We start from the raw sequence: 18,627 nt of genomic DNA on the forward strand, positions 1-18,627 counted from the left end.
AATCACCGGCCCCGCCCCGGCAACGTCTTTATTTTTCATGCGCGCCCTCCGCGGCAACCTTCGGCGCCCCCGGATCGATGAGCACATAAAAATCCGGCGCGATCCTCACCGGCACGACCAGGGGGAAATCCGCGGGCAGCCGCCCCGCCGCCAAACCGCGATAGACCGGGGCCCAGTCGCCCCTGCCGTGCGACTGCTCGTTCGCAATCTCGCCGAAAAACGGCCTCGCTAGCGTCGCCGGCGTCAGCACCAGCGCGCGCACCCGCTGCCAGCGCGCCACCTCATGAAACCCTTTCATCGTCGCCGGCTGCGCCCACACGCGCTGCCCGGAATACCACGACGCGCCAGCCGGCACGTCGGACATCCACGCGGGCGGCTCCGCGCGATTTTCCGACAGCTTTTGCCCGATGCCCGAAAACAGCGCCGGCAGATACGGCGGGTAGTTGTAACGCGTCCCGCGCGGCTCCAGCACATCGCGCGCAAGCGGCACCGCCTGCAGGGCCAGCAGCACCAGCGCAGCCGCCAGCCCGCGCGATTCGAGCGCCTCGCTGCTCTTCACGAGCACCAGGAAAAAACCCGTCCCAAAAACAATCACCAGCGGCGCCATGCACAGCCACACATCGCGCTCGCCCTCCCCCGAGCTCAAAAACGCCTGCGCCAGCGCCACGCTCGCGATCACCGCAACGGCAAACCAGCGCAACCGGTTCGCCCGCGCGTCGCGAAACCGGTATGCGAACCCCGCCGCAAAAAACGCCGCAAAAAAAATCCCCCCGCCCGACCAGAAGCGCTCGCCCGCCCCGCGCTGCAAACTCGTCAGCGCCTTGTTGCCGAGCTTCTTAAAATCAACCGCCGGAGACTCCGTCGTGAACATCGCGCGCCGCGTCGCGGGCTCCGCCGTCGGGTCGCCCGCCTTGAGCGCGAGCTCCCGCGCGGCGAATCCAACGGGGCTTCCCGTCAGCGACACATTGCGGGCCATCCACGGCCCCGCCACCACAACGAACGCCGCCGTGATCAATACCAGCGACCTGAAAACCCGCCAGTCCGACACCTTTGTCAAAATCACCACCGCCACCAGCGGGGCGGCTACGATCGTCGTGTAATCACTCAAAAACAACGCGCCCAGAATCATCCCGGTCAAAGCGGGACGCCAGAGGGACATGGTTATGCGTCTCCCCAAAGTCAGCGCAGCACCGCCGCCCGCTTTCATCACCCGCGTCTCGGCGGACCAGGTCAACTGAAACAAAGCCAGCCAAAGCGCCATGGTCAGCACGGCGCCGTTCACGGCCACCGTCGCCGCCCAAATCGGCGCCGACAGCATCACGCCGAGCAACGCAATCACACCGCCCATTTCACCAAAAAGGTTTCTCGCCAGAAAAAAGCTCTGCATCGCCACGCACCACAACAACACGATGTTCAATGCGAGCAGCGTCGTGTCGCCGTTGAACCAGCGCGCCGGAAGCAATCGGTGCGCGGCCGCAATCGCCGCCGAATACAACGGCGGCTGGTGCAACTCCGGCAGCGGTTTGCGCACGTCCACAAACTTCCCGCGCGAGATTCGCTCCCGCGCCCACGCAAACGACTGCGGATGGTTCACCAGCGTCGTGAAACCGCGCCCCTCCGCCACCTGCCGGCCAACAACCGCCTGTGCCATCGTCACCTCGGTGAGCGGCCCGCGAAACAATTTGTATCCGACAAACCACGACAACAACAGCACGCCCGCCGCCAGCCCCGCGATCCGAACCCAGCGCGAGCCCTCGCCGATTTCAAACCAGTGCACCCATTCCTGGAGTGATCGTTTTGGTAGCGTGCTCATTTTTGAAAACGTGAGGCGGGGTTGGGTTGGCGGTTCCTCTACTTGTCCAGCACGTCGAGGTCCGGCCAGCGCTGCAATTTCCGGTGCAAGGTGCGCCGGCTTATCCCCATCAACTCCGCCGCGCGCGTGCGGTTGCCGCGCGCCTTGATCAAGGCTTCGCGCAACAGGCGCTTTTCGTTTTCCTCAATCGAATACGCGCTCGACGCCCCCCGGGGTGTCGCGGGCGCCAGCGCGACGCCGGACGGCGTCGCATCCACCGGCGGCACCGGATGAGCCTCCACAACCAGCGCGGGCAGCGCCGGCTTCAACTCGCCGCGAAAGCGCGGCTCCAGGTCGAACTCCGTGAGCCTGCCGCCGCGCCGCAGCACGACCGCGTTCTCGCAAAAATTGCGCAGCTCGCGAATGTTTCCCGGCCACGGATACGCCTGCAAATAACGCATCGCGCCCGGCTCCACGGTGAGCGGCGGCACCTTGTTTTCCTTGCTGAATTGCCTGATGTAATGCGCCAGCAACGGCGGGATGTCCTCCGGCCTCGCGCGCAGCGGCGGCATTGCGATGCGCACGACGTTCAGCCGGAAAAACAAATCCTCGCGAAATTTTTTCTCGATCACCAGTTGCTCAAGCGAGCGGTTTGTCGCCGCCACCAGGCGCACATCGAGCGGGATCGGCTTTGTGCCGCCCACGCGCTCGATTGTTTTTGTTTCCAGAAACCGCAGCAATTTCACCTGCGTGCTTTGCGAAATCTCGCCGATTTCGTCGAGGAACAGCGTCCCGCCGTCCGCCGCCTCGAAACGACCCACGCGCCGCTCCGTCGCGCCCGTGAACGCGCCGCGCTCGTGGCCGAAGATTTCGCTCTCCAGCAAATTTTCCGACAACGCCGCGCAATGCACCGCCACGAACGGCGCGCGCGCGCGCGAACTCGCCTGGTGAACCGCCTGCGCCACGAGCTCCTTGCCCGTGCCCGACTCGCCCTCTATCAAAATCGTGGCCCTGGACGGCGCGACCAGGCGCACCCGGTCCAGCACGTCCTTCAGCGCCTGCGAGTTTCCGATGATTCCATCAAAGTTGAATTTGTCGTCCAGTCGCTCGTGCAGCTGTTGCACCTCCACCTCGAGCGTTTTTGTTTTCAGCGCGCGCTGGATGAGCATTTCGAGCCGCTCGATGTTCACCGGCTTCGTCAGGAAATCCACCGCGCCGCGCTTCATCGCCTCAACCGCGGTCTCGATGCTTCCGTAGGCTGTCATCATGATCACCGCCGGCTTGTTCGGCAGCGTCAGCGCGCGGTCGATCACGCGCAGCCCGTTTTTCCCGCCCGGCATGCGCAGGTCGGTCACGACCACGTCAAATTCCTGCGCATCCATCAAGTTGAACGCCTCGTCCGCGTTGCTCGCGATGGACACATCGTAATTGTCCTCCAACGCCTGTTGGAGACCCTCGCGAGTATTTTTTTCGTCATCAACGATGAGCACACTGGGAACCATGCCCCCGTATTCACGCGAGCCGTTGCAAAACGGTCAATGAGTAATTCAACCCGGCGCGCGGTTCCGGACAGAAGTCGCATCGTCCCCACAAACCCGCTTGCCAGCGCTCGCGACACTTGGTTCGCTCGCGTCTTTTCATTCCGCATCCGCATTCCCAAATCCTTCAGCCTTTCAGTCCTTCAGTTTTTCAGCCTTTTCCTTACGAACCATGTCCGCAGAAATCACCAAGAGTTACGAGCCGCACGACGTTGAGAAAAAATGGTATTCCGCCTGGATGCAGGCGCGCGCCTTCGCCGCACCCGAGCCAAAGCCCGGCCAGGAAACGCACACCATCGTCATCCCGCCGCCCAACGTCACCGGCATTCTGCACATGGGCCACGCGCTCAACAACACCCTCCAGGACGTGCTCACGCGCCGCGCCCGCCTCGAGGGCAAGGCGGCTTGCTGGATTCCCGGCACCGACCACGCCGGCATCGCCACGCAGACGATGGTCGAAAAACACATCAAAAAAACCGAGGGCAAAACCCGCTACGATCTCGGCCGCGACGAATTTCTGAAACGCGTCTGGGCCTGGCGCGACGAAAAGGGCGACCTCATCCTCCGGCAACTCCGCGAGCTCGGCTGCTCGTGCGATTGGGACCGCACGCACTTCACGATGGACCCCGGTTACAGCCGCGCCGTCCTCACCGCCTTCGTCAAACTCTACAAGCAGGGCCTCATCTACCGCGGCAAACGCATGGTCAACTGGTGCCCCGTTTCGCTCACCGCGCTCTCCGACGAGGAGGTCGAAATGCGCCCGACCAAGGGCCACATTTACCGCGTCCGCTACGAGCTCGTCGAACCCGCGCCGATTCCCGAGCTTCCCGAGGACGCCCGCCCGCTTCCGCCCGAGGCGATCAACGACGGACGCGTCACGCACATCGTCCTCGAAACCACGCGCCCCGAAACCATCGCCGCCGACGTCGCCGTCGCCGTGCATCCCGACGACCCGCGCTACAAAACCCTCATCGGCAAAAAAGTCTGGCGCCCGCTCGGCGAACGCGTGCAGATCGCCATCATCGCCGACGCCGCCGTCGATCCCGTCTTTGCCGCCGGCGCGCTCAAGGTCACGCCCGCCCACGACAAAGTGGACTTCGATATCGGCCAGCGCCACAAGCTCCCCGTCATCGACAGCATCAACGCCGACGGCACCATGAACGCCGGCGCCGGCCCCGAACTTGCCGGACTCGACCGCTTCGTCGCGCGCAAAAAATCCGCCGAAATCCTCTCCGAGCGCGGCGCGCTCATAGAGGCCAAGCCCTACGAAAACAACGTCGGCTACTCGCAACGCGCCGGCGTGCCCATCGAGCCGCGCCTCACCTGGCAGTGGTGGCTCCGCTACCCGCGCGTCGAGGAGGCGAAGCAAGTCGTGCGCGACGGCACGATCAAGTTTCACCCCGAGCGCTGGACAAAAGTTTACCTGAACTGGCTCGAAAACATTCAGGACTGGTGCATCAGCCGCCAGCTCTGGTGGGGCCATCGCATCCCCGTTTGGTATCGCAAGGGCGTCGACCGCGACACGCTCACGCCCGCCGACCTCGCCGATCCGCAAAAAATCCACGTCTCGCTCGACGGCCCCGCCGATCCCGAAAACTGGACGCAGGAGGACGACGTGCTCGACACCTGGGCTTCCTCGTGGCTCTGGCCCTTCGCCACGCTCGGCTGGCCCGACGCCGCCGCGATGAAAGCCGCCAACTACGACACGCTCTACCCGACCACCACGCTCGCCACCGGCGCCGACATCATTTTCTTCTGGGTCGCCCGCATGATCATGGCCGGACTCGAATTCACGCACGAAGGCGAACCCCTGGAAAAACGAATCCCCTTCAAGCACGTTTATTTTAACGGCATCGTGCGCGACAAGCAGGGACGCAAAATGTCGAAATCGCTCGGCAACTCGCCCGACCCGCTCGACCTCATTAAAAAATACGGGGCCGACGGCCTGCGCTTCGGCATGTTGCAAATCGCCCCGCTCGGCCAGGACGTGAAGTTCGACGAGGACCGCATCGAAGGCGGCAAAAACTTCTGCAACAAACTCTGGAACGCCTGCCGCTTCCGCCAGATGAGTTCGGGTAGCGCGGGCGTCCCGCCTGCGGACAAGGAGCGTCCCGCTCCTTGCCAGGCCGACAACTCCTCGCTCGACGCCATCCTCGCGCGCCTAAACCCCGCGCAACTCGACGACGACGACCACGCGCTCCTCGGCGCGCTCCTCGACACCATGCGCGTGCTCGAGCGCAGCTTCGCCGAGTTCGAATTCGCGACCGCCACGCAGCGCCTGTATTCATTTTTCTGGAACGATTTTTGCGACTGGTATGTCGAGGTCGCCAAGACCCGCGTGCAGGACCCCGCCGCGAAGACGCACGCGCTCGCCATGCAAGACCTCGTCATCCGCGAGTTTCTGCTCCTCTTCGCGCCCTTCGCGCCCTTCATCACGGAGGAACTCTGGCACCTCCTCGGCTACGGCGCGGCAAACGACCTGCTGCAAAACACACGCCTCGAAACCGCGGACGAACTGGTTGGCATACTCAGCAAAAAGGACATGCTCATTTCCGACAGCGCCACCGCGCGCGTGGAAAAACTGCAACAAACCGCCACGCTCGCCCGCCAGCTCAAGGCCGAGCAATCCGTCGCCCAAAAGCGCGACGTGAAATTCCTCGTCCTTGCCGACGACGCCAACTGGACCGCCCTTTCCTCAAACGCCGCCAAGCTCGCCCGCCTCGTCGGCGCCGCGAGCATCGAACGCGCCGCGAGCGAACCCGCGCTCCCCGCAATCGTGACGCCGCTCGGCACGCTCTATCTCGACACCGGCGTGAAAGTTGACGCCGCCGCCGAGCGCGCGCGCCTGACGAAGGAACTTGCGCAATTGGAAAAACACATCGCCGGCACGCAAGCGCGCCTCGCAAACGAAGCCTTTGTCAGCAAAGCCCCGCCGGCAGTGCTCGAAGGCGCGAAAAAACAACTCGCCGACCAGCAAGCCAAAAAAGCCGAGTTGGAGCGTTTGCTGAAAGCGCTGTGAGCCTCCAAACAAGCGGGCGGGACGCCCGCGCTCCCAGGGTCACAGCAACCGTGAAATTCGCGCCGCGAGCGCCGCGGTTGCGGCATCCATCCACGCCCTGCCTTTTTCCGCGGTCGCCGCGGTCGCGTCGCCCATCACGCCGCTTTGGGAAACGTCGCGCGTCATCCACGCAAACGAATCCAGCGGACGCGCGGGGTATTCGCGCACGGCCTTGTCCATGCGCACGAGCTCCGGCGCGCACGCGAGCATGAGGGCGGTTTCCCATTCGCCGGCGTGGATTCCGTTTTTCGCCTCGTGTTCGGAGAGTTCCGGCGAGAGCGGCGCCTTTAGCATTCCGGCGCGCATGCCAAGCGTGGATTGGATTTCGCGCAGCGTATAAACAATCACGGGGCTGTTGCCGCCGTGCGTATTCAAAATTGCGATACGACCAAAACCCATCGAGCACAACTCCGCCGCCACTTCGCAAAGCACACGGCGCAGCGTCCGCGCCGAGACCGTGATCGTGCCCGGAAAACCGTCGTGCTCGTTGCTTTTGCCGAACGTGAGCGGCGGCGCGACAAACACGCGACGCGCGGTTTCGGCGGAAAGTTTCGGCAGCGTGCCGGCGAGCAACGCCTGTCCGAGAATCGCGTCCACGCCGACTGGCAGGTGCGGCCCGTGCTGCTCGATCGCGCCCGTGGAAATGATGACAAGCGCGTTGTGCTTGTCCGGCAGCGCGTCGATCTGCGCAGGCGTAAATGAAGGAAGGTAATTTCTGGGAGCGCGGGCGTCCCGCCCGCTTGTTTGGGCGGGCGGGACGCCCGCGCTCCCGGGGTGCCCGGCGCTGCCAAACCTCCATGCTTGCGCGGTTTTCACCAAGCCGGCTTTCACAGGGTTGTTGCGAATATACTCCCGAATACTGGCGAGGTGTCCCGCATCACGAACGTAGCGGTCATGATAGTCGGACATCCAGAAGGCTCCCTGGCCTCCAAGAATCGCGTTGGCCTTTTTGGCGACAAAAGACTTCCAGGAATGCACGATGTCGGACACGGCGTGCCCCTCGCGCGTGGCGATGAGCGCGTGCACATGATTGGGCATGACGCACCATTCGAGGAGCGCGTAGCGTTCGCCGTCGAAATGCAGAAGGGCGTTTTCGACGAGCGCGGCAATGCCGGCATCGCGCAAGTGGCACGCCCCGTGACCGGCGTCCTCATATTCGGCAATGCGTTTGCGCAGCTCAACGGCGCGCGGATCGTCGGACGGAACGGCGGTTCCATCGTCATTGCAATCGAGTTCGACCCTCCACTGCTCAATCACCTTTGCCGGAACACTGTCGTGCAAGCGAAAGGTAATGGACTGGACAAGGCCGGGCTGGTCGAAATGGGGCAAGTAATCGCGAGAATGCCAGCCCTTTCCCGGGAGCGCGGGCGTTGCGCCCGCTTGTTTGGGCGGGCGGGACGCCCGCGCTCCCAGGCGTTGCGCCAGATGCGCCGCCACCGCGGTCAAAACCGTTTCGCCGTCGAGCGATTCGTCGGGCGCGAGCGGTTCGGGTTGCTGAAAATTCCCCGGACGAAAATCCGCGTCGCGCACATCGGCCTCGCCGGCGCGTTCGAGATTCGCGCGCACATCGGCGGCTGACAATCCCAGCACGCGCATCGCGGCGGCCTGCGCGTTCGCGCGCGCCGGGGCTGGCGCGCCGGGATGAAAACTCATCCCGAGCCTGGAAACATTGACGACGCGGTTTTCCATTTCCCAATCGACATGCGTGTCGAGCGCGACCGTGGCGGCGAGTTCCTCGTTCCAAGGGCTTGTGTTGAAGAAAATAATTTTTCTGAAACCGGCGGACTTCACCGATTTCACAATCTCGCGCATGTGGTCATAAGCGGTGTCCGCGTCCACTCCGAAAAACGTCGAACGCTGATACGGCGCGAGCGCAAAACGCAGCGGCGGCAGCACGAGCAGCGAATCGCATTCCATCGCGGCGCGTTTCAAAATCTCGCCTCCGGCAACCTCCTCGGCATCGAGCGGCAGGCCGAGTCCGTGGTCGGCAAACCCGTGCACGGGCAGCACGACGCTCGTGCGCGCCCTGGCGTCGTCCGAAAGCGCGGCAAACTCCGGCCACGAGTGATGCGGCCAGAAATTTTCGTGATGCGCGTTCGCGAGCCAGGAGGTGCCCATGACATGCACAATTACAATGAAGCGCGGGATGCGCAACCGAAGTTTCGAGTATTCCACTTTGACCACGGATGACACGGATTAACACGGATTAACACGGATAAATATGCAGGGGCGTCGCTTGCGACACCCTGTTTGTCATCCGTGTAAATCCGGGGTCAAAAAATCAGAAAATCTTAATTCGGGATGGTCCTCAGGTTTTGCGCGCGAAATACATTTTGCGGTTTTGCGGAAAACAGCGGATAATCCGGGCACCATGAAAAAATCAATCGGTGTCATCGGTCTTGGCATTATCGGCGGCGTGTGGGCCCGCCACTACAACGACGCGGGCGTGCTCGCGGGCGCGTGGAATCGCACGCCGCAACCGGATTTTCCGCGGTGGATGCCGTCCGCGCTTGATGTCGCGAAAACGGCGGACGTGGTGCAGATCGTCGTGGCCGATCCGCCGGCGGTGAAGGGGATTCTCGACGTGATCCTGCCGGCGCTCGGCGCGGGCAAAATCGTCATTCAATCGAGCACGATCGACCCTGCGAGCAGCGAGGAGTTCAAGAAACTCGTCGAGGGCGCCGGCGCGCGTTACCTTGAGGCGCCGTTCACCGGGAGCAAGCCGGCGGCGGAGCAAAAGAAGTCGGTCTATTATCTTGGCGGCGACGCGGCGTTGATCGCGGAGGTGGAGCCGTTGCTGTCGCTTGTGTCCGAGTTTCGATACACAATCGGCACCAATGTGCAGGCGACGACGCTCAAGCTGGCGATGAACCTGAACATCGCCGGGCAAATGCAGGCGCTCGCCGAGACGCTGACAATGGTGCGCAAGGTGAGCGTGCCGGACGATTTGTTCTTCAAGGTCATCAGGCAAAACGTGAGCTACTCGGGCGTCACGGCGCTCAAGGAGCCCAAGCTGCGCTCGGGGGATTTTTCGCCACAGTTCTCGGTGAAGCACATGCTGAAGGACATGCGACTGGCGTCGCGAACGGAGGGCTGCGACGATTTTCCGGTGCTCGACACCGTGCGCGAATGCCTCTTCCACGCCGACCAGGCGGGCTACTCCAACGAGGATTTTTCGGCGCTGATCAAATTGCTGAAATAACCGCGGCCCCGGTTGCGATGTGTATAAAAAATGCGCGTTGGGAAAACCAATGCGCATTTTTGCCGGATAATATTATAATAAACAATCAAACGAGTTGCCTTATGGAAACGCCCATATTTTTCAGGCAGAATTTAATATTGTAGAATTTCTCATCGACCTTGACCAGCTCCTTGATGATGTCGTTCGCGGTCGCGTTGGTGTGAAACGCCTTTGGCATCAGTTGAATTTCCTTCACCATGGCCTTGTAATGTTTGTAAACACCGCCTTTCACGAAGTCGTCGTTTTCCTTGATGATCTCCATGATGTTTTTGGATATCGCGACCATTTTGACGATCATCGGGCCGTTTTTGCTGCTGTAAGAGGCTATTATTTTCTGGGTAATTGCCGCATCCGGCTTCTTCTCGTTTTTGGCGGCGAGCGTTTTCAATTTTGAAAAGTAGGCGCTCGCATCGGCGAGAAGGATTTCGAGCTCCTTGTGCGCCTTGAGGTAGCGGTCAACGATGCCCTTGGTCTCTTTGCCTCCGGCCTTGGTGGCGTCATCCAGTTCCGCGACCTCCAGCTCGGCGCGGCTGTAGATGGCGTCGAGCTTGCCCGAAAGGTATGCCAGGGCGCTTTGCTGGATTTTCAGATCGGCCTTGTCGGCCTTCGGGTCGGCCGCGTTCTTTAATTCATTGATGTGCTGCGTCCGCATTTTGTTCACGGACTGAAGGCGTTTCAGCAGCTTGTCGCGGCCTTTTGCGACGTCCTTGGCCCGGCCCTTCTTGATGAGTTGCGCCATGGCGTTCGCCTCGGCGTCGAGTTCCTTGAAGGTGACGCTCAGCGTCTTGTTGGAGCGGAGCCAGCATTTCTTGACGCTTTCCTGCGGCTTGGCCTTTCCGGTCATGGCTTCATATTTTGCGGAGGCTTTTTCCCATTCGGCGAGTGTGTTCATTGTAGGTTGTTTTATTTGGGTTCGGGTTAAGTTTGACGACTCGCTTGAGCGAGGCGATGCGTTGAAAACCAAGAGGAAAAGCGCCGTGGAAGAAAGTGTTTTGTGATTATAATACGCGGGTTTGTTTGTAATTACACGCGAAGGCGCGTTTTCACGGCGGCGAGACTCCAGGGCGTGGTTGCGCACGACGACTTCGAGCGGGAGGTTCAGACAGGAGTTGCCCCCGCAGGATGACGGTTTGGCGACGCGATTGAGCAAGACGCAGTTTTTTGGTGGCTAAACGCTCGCCGCTTGCGCCATTTTCCGCGCTGCAAAAACACATGAGTGAAAAGACACCGGAATCCAACATCCCGCCCCGCGCGCCGCTGACCTTGCAGGAGCATCGCGCGGCGACCGACTTGTGCCTGCAAACCGGCATCCTGCTCATGCAGCACGGGGTGGAAAGCGCCTTTGTGGAATCGATCACGCGCCGCACGGGTTTCGCGCTCGAGCTCGACCGCGTCGATGTCGCGATCATGGCAAACGCCATCACCGTGACGAGCTACGCGGGGCCGCACAGCATGACGCGCGTGCGGCGCAACGAGGATCGCGGCATCAACATGCACGTGGCGATGGAGGTGCAGCGCGCCGCGCTCGCGTTCGAGTCGGGGGAAATCGACCGCGCCGAATTTGAAAAATGCGTGCGCTCGGTGAAGGCGTTCCGTTATCCGCGCTGGCTCGTGGTGCTCGCGATCGGGTTGTCGTGCGCGTGCTTCGCGCGGCTGGCGGGGGCGGACTGGACCGGATGCGTGTTTGCGTTTGCGGCAAGCGCCGCGGCGATGGTGGCGCGGCAGGTGTTCGCGCATTTTCATTTCAACCCGATTGTCGGATTTTTTGCGGCGGCATTTGTCGCCACGTCGATTTGCGCGCAAGCATTGCTGCAGTCGATCGGCACTACCCCGCGGCTGGCGATGGCGGCGAGCGTGTTGCTGCTGGTGCCGGGGTTTCCATTGATCAACGGCGTCTCGGACATGGTGAAGGGTTACGTGAACACGGGCATTTCGCGCATCGCGCTCGCGATGCTGATGGCCCTGGCCACGTGCGCTGGAATCGTGCTGGCAATGTCGGCCTGGGGCACATGGGGGTGGCTGTCATGAGCAACGTCGAAATTCTTCCCCTGCTGCTGGACTTGCTCCAGGACATGGCGCTGGCGGCGGTGCCGGCGGCGGGTTTTGCGATGGTGTTCAACGTGCCGGTGCGCGTGCTGAAATACTGCGCGTTGTTCGGCGCGCTGGCGCACGGAATGCGTTTTCTGATGATGCGCGCAGGCATGCCCATCGAATGGGGCACATTGATCGCGGCGACGGCGGTGAGCTTCGCGGGAGTGTGGCTCGCGAGACGGCTGCGCGCGCACCCGAAGGCGTTCACCGTGGCGGCGATGATCCCGATGATTCCGGGCGTGTCGTTTTTCACGACGATCATCGCGCTGCACCAACTCGGCACGCGCGGGTTCGACGCGGAGCTTTTTTCGGTGGCGCTGACAAACGGGTTGCGGACGTTTTTTATCATCGGCGCAATCGCCATCGGCCTGGCAATGCCGGGTTTGCTGCTCTACCGGCGGCGTCCGGTGGTGTGAATCAGGCTGGCTCTGGAGCGCGCGGCGTGCGAGTGTGAGCGCGTCAATCGCATCGTCGCTTCTCAAATCGTGAAACCGGGATTTCTCAGAACATTCGCATTGCTGGCCGCCATCATCGCGGGGGCGCTTTGCCCGTGGGCGCGGGTGCTCGCGTTTCTCATTCCGTGGCTGATCGTGGGAATGCTGTTTGTCGTTTTCCTCGGCACGAAGTTTTCGAGGGAATCGTTTCAGCGTTCGCATGCCTGGCTGGTGCTGGCCAATGTGCTGATGGGCGGGGTCGGGTTTGCGATCGGCTGGGCGACTGGCGGGCGAGACATCGCGATCGCGGGTTTCTTCGCGGGAATCGGGCCGACGGCGACTGCGGCGGCGGTGATCACGGGGTTTCTCGACGGGCGCGTCGATTATGTGGTCACGACGTTCATGCTCACGAACCCGATCATCTCCGCGCTCATGCCGTTTTTGATGCCGCTCGCACTCGGCCACGCCACGCCCGCGGCGTCGCTCGACATTGCGTTGAGCGTTTCGCTGCTGGTGTTCCTGCCGCTTTTGGTGGCGATGATTTTGCGGCGCGTTTATCCGGCGGTGACGACATGGCCGGCCCGCGCAAAAAACGCGTCGTTCTTCGCGTGGGTGCTCGCGTTGTTCCTGATCATGGCGAAGACGAGCCATTTTTTGCGTTACGAAATGAGCGACGCGCCGGGTGTGCTGCTGCTGAAAATCGGCGCGGTTTCACTGGTCGTGTGCGCGATGAGTTTCGCCATCGGAAGGGTGATCGGCGGGCGCGCGTTCGCACGGGAGGCGAGCCAGGCGCTCGGCCAGAAAAACAACAACTTCACAATCTACCTGGCCATGACTTACGCGAATCCGCTGATCGCGCTCGGGCCGACTTTTTATGTGATCTGGCACAACCTCTGGAACTCGTGGCAGCTGCACCGTCACGGGGGGAAAAAATAGGGGCGGCATGAATCGCCGCGTCCATACTGGCGCCGCCGTTTTTTAGAACGCCGACTTGGGCACGTGCAGCGAATCGCCGGGCAGCATCCGGGGGTCCTCGGCGGGGGTTCGCTCGGCGAGCTCCGCGTCGATCGTGTAGGACTTGCCGGCGCGGGCGAGCGAGACGCGGGTTTGTTTCGCGTAAATCGCAAAGCCGCCCGCGGCCTGAACCGCCTTCGTAACCGTCAGGTCGGGCGCCCAGACCACGCGGCCGGGCCGGGCCACCTCGCCGCCGACATACACGTAACGCTCTGTCGCCGTCACCGAGACATCGACCGCGTTGTAGATTTTTTTATCGACGTAATTCTCGCGGATTTTTTGCGCGAGCACCGCCGCCGTTTCGCCCGATGCGGTGATCGCGCCGATATACGGCAGCGAAATCAACCCCTGATCGTCGATCTGGAGCTGGTTGCTGCTCGGGTCGGGAATGCCCTGAAGCGTGACCACAAGGTTGTCGCCGGGACGGAGCACCGCGACGTTTTCGGCGTCGGGCAGGACGGGATTGTGCCGCTGCCCGTCGGCGCTCTTGGGCGTCTTGCAACCGGCAAGCGCGAAAACCATCGCGAGGGCGATCAATGAAAGGATGAGTTGCCGGAGTGTGTTTAACATCGGAAGAAATTTTGAGTCATTATTTCCGATTTAAACGGCGCGTGTCGACTCAACGTTTTCCGCGACTGCGACGCTTCGGCTTGGTGTCTTCCTCGCCGTCGTCATCATCGTCGCCGGCTTCGATGTCGAAACCTCCGTCACCGTCGCCGCGTTCGATTTCGCCGTCCTCCGTCTCCTCTTCCTCGTCCTCGTCCCACTTGAGGGACTGGTCGTTCTTGAGTTTTTCCTCCTCCTCCTCGTCGAGTTCGGGGAGGTCGGCGTCGGCGGCCTCGTCGTCCTCCTTGGTGACGGGACGCTCCTCGTCGGTGTCCCAGCCAGCGGGAACGTATTCGAGAATCGCGGCGAGTTCGTCGAACGTGTGGATCGCCCGGCCCTCGATGAACGAGGCGTTTTGATCCTCGCGGATTTCCTCCTCGACCTCGTCAACAGTGAGCTTCGCCTCGAAATTGAACAGGTCGTTGAGCGTTTTCACGCGGCAGCGCGTGATGTGGTCGAGCAGATCGGCGTAGGGGCCGTTTTCGTCGTCGATCGTGTCGGCGAGCGCGAAAAGTTTTTCGTCGGAGTCAAAGATGGAGTCCTTCACGCGGCGCAGGCGCACGCGTCCGTCGCCCAGGTCCTTCTCGATGCGGAAGGGGATGAACGCCGCCTCCATGATGTCCTGGTCAAAACCGTAATCGCGCAATGCTTCGACCAGGTCGGTCAGATAATCAAGCTGCCGGGGGTCAACGATGCTCAGCCCGTCGACATCCCAACGGATCGGGTCGCTAACTTCTTCGACCCACCAGTTGTGATCATCGCCAAGACGGACTATGCACCAATCGAGACTTTTAGAGGATTTTGCCATGGTATGTTTGCGTGATAATTTTCGGGAGGAAAAAGAGCAGGGATTGGTCGAGTCAACCCAGGAATCATCGCGCCCGAATTTTTCCGCCCAAAACCTCCTGTTTCTCCAAAACGAGGCGGAGCGTGAAAGGGCATAAGTGAAAAACAAGCCCAAAATTCAAGATATTGCGCCCCGTCAATCTTGTGTGAAAAACAACGGCATTTCGGCGCGCCGCGCTTGATTTATTTCCGGCAAATACCAACGTCTTGCATACATGGATTATTTTTATGAACGCGTCCTGCGCCCGATCTTCTTCAAGCTCGACTGCGAGCTCGCGCACAACCTCGGCGCTTTTGGCATGACCGCCCTCGGCTGGATGCCCCCCGTCTGCCGCGTCATGGAGCGCTGCGGGCGCCTCCCCGCCGCCGCGCGCCCCATCGAGGCGTTCGGCCTGAAATTTCCCAACGCCGTCGGTCTCGCCGCCGGCTTCGACAAACACGCCACGGCCTGGCCAGCCGCTGCCGCGCTTGGGTTCGGCCACATCGAAATCGGCACCATCACCGCCCTCGCCCAGCCCGGCAATCCCAAGCCCCGCGCCTTCCGCTACCCGAGCGAGGAGGCCGTCATCAACCGCATGGGCTTTAACAACGAGGGCGCCGAAACCGTCGCCAAGCGCCTCGCCAAAATGCCCAAGCGCGGCAAACGCCGCATCCCTCTCGGCATCAACATCGGCAAATCAAAAGTCACCCCGCTCGAAAAAGCCGTCGAGGATTACCTCACCAGCTTTTCGCTCCTCGCCGACCACGCCGACTATCTCGTGCTCAACGTCAGCAGCCCGAACACCCCCGACCTCCGCAAGCTCCAGGACGAGCAACGCCTCTCCGAGCTCCTCGCCGCGCTCGACGCCGCCAACCGCGACCGCGCCTCGCAAAAAGACGCGGCGGGCAACGCCAAAACACGAGTGCCCCTGCTCCTGAAAATCGCCCCCGATCTCACCTACCCGCAAATCGACGCCGTCCTCGAGCAGCTCGAGGCAAACCACTTCGACGGCATCATCGCCACCAACACCACCCTCGCCCGCCCCGGCTATTTTGAAAACATCGACCAAACCGGCGGACTCAGCGGCAAGCCCCTGACAAAAAAATCGACCGAAATCATTCGCTACATTTCTCGCGCAACAAACGGCAGGCTGCCGATCATCGGCGTGGGCGGAATCCACACCTCCGGGGACGCGGGCGAAAAACTCGATGCCGGCGCGACCCTCGTGCAAATCTACACCGGCATGATTTATCGCGGCCCCTTCTTCGCCCGCGAACTCGCCCGCGAACTCAGCGCTCGCCAGCTCCGCCCCACCCGCGGGTATTGACAGAAAACAACCGCACAGACGGATCAGTCCTTGAAAGCTGATCCAGTTTTCCGAGCAAGCCGACCTCCGCCACCTCGCGCAACGGAATCAAAACAAACGCGCGCTCCCACATGCGCGGATGAGGCAGCGCGAGCGTTTCCGACGCGCACTCTACGTCGCCAAACAAAAGCAAATCCAAGTCGAGCGTGCGCGGCCCCCAGCGCACTTCGTTTTCACGACATCGCCCAAACGCGCGCTCAATCCGCTGCATTTCACCAAGCAACGCCTCGGGTGAAACGGACCGCCCAACACCCAGCCGCGCCGCCAAATTTAAATACGCAGGCTGTTCCACGCCGCCAACCGGATCGGTTTCATAAATCGCCGACACCGCATCGACACGCACATCCGTCGCCTCGCCAAGCACGCGCAACGCGCCAAGCAGCGTTGCCTCGCGACCACCAAGATTCGAACCCGCGCTGATGTAGGCGACGCAACCGCTCATTTGCGCTCCCTGCGCACCCGCACTTTTAACCCGTTGAAATCAAAGTTCACCGGCGGTTTTAACTTGGTCACCTCAACACTCACGGCGCGCACTTGCGCAAACGCGCGCAACAAATCCTCCGCAATGCGGCAGGCAAGCGTCTCGACAAGATTAACCGGCGCCCCCTCCATCACCGCGCGCGCGACCTCGTGAATGCGCCTGTAGTCGATTGTCTTTTCCAAGTCGTCCGCGCGTCCGGCCCCGGCGAGCGGCAGCTCGAGCGTGACGGTCACCTCCCATGGTTGCGGCCGCGTTTTTTCCTCCGGCAGCGCGCCGTGGCACGAGTGAAAACGCATCCGGGAAAGTGTGATGGAATCGGCGCTCATGATTTCCCAACCTCCGTCCATTCCGCGCCCGCGCGGATCGCGTCGGCCATCTCGACGAAGGGGCGCATGCGCGCCACATCGTGCACGCGCACCATGCGCGCGCCCTGCTGGACGCCCCACACGAGTGTCGCCGCCGTGCCGTCCTCGCGCTCGGTTGGCATCCGTTTTTTCAGCACACTGCCGATCGTCGATTTTCGCGACGTGGCGAGCAACACCGGGCAACCAAGGTCAACGATGCGCGAAAGGTGCTTCAGCACTTCGAGGTTCTGCGCGACATTCTTTGCAAAACCAAAACCCGGATCAGTCCATATCTGCCCCGCCTCAACCCCCGCCCCGAGCATGGTGTCGATCGAAGCTCGCAAATCGGCAATCACGTCGGGCCAAAAATCCGTGTAGCCGGACGCGGGCCGGTTGTGCATCAGGATGACCGGGCAGCGAAGCTCGGCGGCCGCCCGCGCCATGTTTTCGCCCCCGAAACGCCCGCCCCAAACATCGTTGATGATGTCGGCGCCGGCGCGCACCGCCGCGCGCGCGACACCCGCCTTGTAAGTGTCCGCGGAAATCGCCGCCTCGGGAAACGCGCCGCGCACCGCCTCAATTACGGGAAGAATGCGATCAATTTCCGCCGCCTCGCTCACGGGCGCGTGGCCGGGACGCGTGGACTCGCCGCCGATGTCGATCACATCCGCGCCCTCCGCGAGCATCGCGCCCGCGCGCTCAAGCGCCGCCTGCGCGCCGATGAATTTTCCACCGTCGGAAAACGAGTCGGGCGTCACGTTGAGAATCCCCATGATGAGCGTGCGCTCGCCATCCGGCAGCGCGCGGCCGTGAGGGCTTCGCCATTGGAGCTTATGAGGATGAGTCTCGGCCTTCATTTCGCCTTCAAACTTTCGATGAGCGCCGCCGTTCCCCCTGCCATGCTGACGCGCGGTGTGTATCCAATATCCCGATACGACGCGGTTGCGTTGAACCAGTGGTCCTTGGCGAGCTCCGAGGCCACAAAGCGCGTCATGGGAGGCTCGCCGCGCAACGGCAGCACGCGCCACGCGGCCTCGCAACACGCGCCAATGGCGGACGCGGCTCTCAACGAAATGCGTTTCCCAACCGGACGCTCGCCGAGCGAAACGAGCAAGTTGTTAATCCACTCCCAAAGCACGACGGGCTCGTTGTTGGTAATGAAATAGGCGCGGCCCGCGCATTGCCCGATGTTGGTTTCGGCGAGCAGGTGCGCGTCGGTTGCGTTTTCAACATGCACCATGTCCACTCGATTGCGTCCGTCGCCGACAATGCGGAGACGCCCGCGGCGCGCCTGCGCGAGCACGCGCGGGATGAGATGCGGGTCGTCGTTGCCCCAAATCAAATGCGGACGCAACGCGACGGTTCTCAGTCCGGGCGAATTCGCCGCCAGCACCTCGCGCTCGGCGATTGCCTTGGTGAGCGGATACGCGCTCGGGCAGCGCGTGGTGAGCGGCAGCGATTCGTCGGCGCCGGCGAGGTCGAGGCCGTTGTAAACGACGCTCGGCGTGCTCGTGTGCACAAAGCAACGCACACCATGCTCCCTCGCCCCTGCCAGCAACGCGCGCGTGCCGATCACATTTGCGCGAAAAAAATCATCGTAGCGCCCCCACACGCCGACTTTGGCGGCCACATGAAACACCGTATGAATGCCCGCGCACGCATCGCGCATCGCGCCAGCATCATCGAGCGACGCGGCGATGAAACGCACGCCGCGCGCAACAAGATCGTCCGCAATCCGCCGCGCCATCACGGTGACGGGGCGGCCTTGCGCAAGTAGCCGCTCGACAATGTGCCGCCCGAGAAAACCCGTGCCGCCCGTGACAAGCACGGGGGAAG

Annotated in this window: 16 protein-coding genes; 6 read left to right on the top strand and 10 right to left on the bottom strand. The window is 62.2% G+C overall.

Annotation, left to right across the window (positions count from 1 at the left end; translation table 11 throughout):
- Positions 1-28 precede the first annotated feature (28 nt).
- Positions 29-1,813 (bottom strand): hypothetical protein, encoded by a 1,785-nt coding sequence (locus M2447_RS01755; protein ID WP_277557167.1) that lies wholly within the window; start codon positions 1,811-1,813, stop codon positions 29-31.
- A 38-nt stretch (positions 1,814-1,851) separates the two neighbouring features.
- A complete protein-coding gene (locus M2447_RS01760) occupies positions 1,852-3,294 on the bottom strand; it encodes a sigma-54 dependent transcriptional regulator (protein WP_277510397.1) in 1,443 nt (480 codons plus the stop codon).
- A 208-nt stretch (positions 3,295-3,502) separates the two neighbouring features.
- On the opposite strand from M2447_RS01760, the gene M2447_RS01765 reads away from it, so the two are divergent.
- Positions 3,503-6,349, top strand: coding sequence for a valine--tRNA ligase (locus M2447_RS01765; protein ID WP_277557168.1), 2,847 nt, complete (start codon positions 3,503-3,505; stop codon positions 6,347-6,349).
- A gap of 39 nt (positions 6,350-6,388) precedes the next feature.
- On the opposite strand, the gene M2447_RS01770 is transcribed toward M2447_RS01765, so the two are convergent.
- The gene (locus tag M2447_RS01770) at positions 6,389-8,581 is read right to left on the bottom strand and encodes a creatininase family protein (RefSeq protein WP_277557169.1); all 2,193 of its coding nucleotides are present in this window, start codon (positions 8,579-8,581) and stop codon (positions 6,389-6,391) included.
- A gap of 178 nt (positions 8,582-8,759) precedes the next feature.
- On the opposite strand from M2447_RS01770, the gene M2447_RS01775 reads away from it, so the two are divergent.
- The gene (locus M2447_RS01775; protein WP_277557170.1) at positions 8,760-9,590 is read left to right on the top strand and encodes an NAD(P)-dependent oxidoreductase; all 831 of its coding nucleotides are present in this window, start codon (positions 8,760-8,762) and stop codon (positions 9,588-9,590) included.
- Between the two features lie 85 nt (positions 9,591-9,675).
- On the opposite strand, the gene M2447_RS01780 is transcribed toward M2447_RS01775, so the two are convergent.
- Positions 9,676-10,521, bottom strand: coding sequence for a hypothetical protein (locus tag M2447_RS01780; protein ID WP_277510402.1), 846 nt, complete (start codon positions 10,519-10,521; stop codon positions 9,676-9,678).
- 320 nt (positions 10,522-10,841) lie between these two features.
- On the opposite strand from M2447_RS01780, the gene M2447_RS01785 reads away from it, so the two are divergent.
- From M2447_RS01785 to M2447_RS01795, 3 genes are all read left to right on the top strand, one after another.
- The gene (locus M2447_RS01785) at positions 10,842-11,657 is read left to right on the top strand and encodes a threonine/serine exporter family protein (protein WP_277510403.1); all 816 of its coding nucleotides are present in this window, start codon (positions 10,842-10,844) and stop codon (positions 11,655-11,657) included.
- Positions 11,654-12,136 (top strand): threonine/serine exporter family protein, encoded by a 483-nt coding sequence (locus M2447_RS01790; protein ID WP_277557171.1) that lies wholly within the window; start codon positions 11,654-11,656, stop codon positions 12,134-12,136. The genes M2447_RS01785 and M2447_RS01790 overlap by 4 nt, the downstream gene beginning before the upstream one ends.
- 69 nt (positions 12,137-12,205) lie before the next feature.
- The gene (locus tag M2447_RS01795) at positions 12,206-13,090 is read left to right on the top strand and encodes a hypothetical protein (protein ID WP_277510405.1); all 885 of its coding nucleotides are present in this window, start codon (positions 12,206-12,208) and stop codon (positions 13,088-13,090) included.
- Positions 13,091-13,132: 42 nt separating this feature from the next.
- Here the strand turns inward: M2447_RS01795 and M2447_RS01800 are convergent, their stop codons facing one another.
- Together M2447_RS01800 and M2447_RS01805 are read right to left on the bottom strand one after the other, a co-directional pair.
- A complete protein-coding gene (locus M2447_RS01800; RefSeq protein ID WP_277510406.1) occupies positions 13,133-13,738 on the bottom strand; it encodes a polysaccharide biosynthesis/export family protein in 606 nt (201 codons plus the stop codon).
- Positions 13,739-13,787: 49 nt separating this feature from the next.
- Positions 13,788-14,582: a hypothetical protein gene (locus M2447_RS01805; RefSeq protein ID WP_277510408.1), complete on the bottom strand. Its 795-nt coding sequence runs from the start codon at positions 14,580-14,582 to the stop codon at positions 13,788-13,790.
- 253 nt (positions 14,583-14,835) lie between these two features.
- Between M2447_RS01805 and M2447_RS01810 the strand changes: the two genes are divergently transcribed.
- Positions 14,836-15,927, top strand: a complete 1,092-nt coding sequence (locus M2447_RS01810) for a quinone-dependent dihydroorotate dehydrogenase (protein WP_108824969.1) — start codon at positions 14,836-14,838, stop codon at positions 15,925-15,927.
- Here the strand turns inward: M2447_RS01810 and folK are convergent.
- The 4 genes from folK to M2447_RS01830 are packed head-to-tail and all read right to left on the bottom strand — an operon-like array spanning position 15,890 to position 18,619.
- On the bottom strand, positions 15,890-16,408 hold the full coding sequence (gene folK / locus M2447_RS01815) for a 2-amino-4-hydroxy-6-hydroxymethyldihydropteridine diphosphokinase (RefSeq protein WP_277557172.1): 519 nt from the start codon (positions 16,406-16,408) through the stop codon (positions 15,890-15,892). The two genes, M2447_RS01810 and folK, sit on opposite strands and share 38 nt — an antisense overlap.
- Positions 16,405-16,773 (bottom strand): dihydroneopterin aldolase, encoded by a 369-nt coding sequence (gene folB, locus M2447_RS01820; RefSeq protein ID WP_277557173.1) that lies wholly within the window; start codon positions 16,771-16,773, stop codon positions 16,405-16,407. Before folB ends, folK begins: the two co-directional genes overlap by 4 nt.
- Positions 16,770-17,648: a dihydropteroate synthase gene (folP, locus tag M2447_RS01825; protein ID WP_277557174.1), complete on the bottom strand. Its 879-nt coding sequence runs from the start codon at positions 17,646-17,648 to the stop codon at positions 16,770-16,772. The genes folB and folP overlap by 4 nt, the downstream gene beginning before the upstream one ends.
- Entirely contained in the window at positions 17,645-18,619 is a 975-nt protein-coding gene (locus M2447_RS01830; RefSeq protein WP_277557175.1) for an NAD-dependent epimerase/dehydratase family protein, read from the bottom strand. Before M2447_RS01830 ends, folP begins: the two co-directional genes overlap by 4 nt.
- Positions 18,620-18,627 lie beyond the last annotated feature (8 nt).

The sequence above is a fragment of the Ereboglobus sp. PH5-10 genome, from assembly GCF_029504735.1.
Taxonomy (GTDB): Bacteria; Verrucomicrobiota; Verrucomicrobiia; order Opitutales; family Opitutaceae; genus Ereboglobus.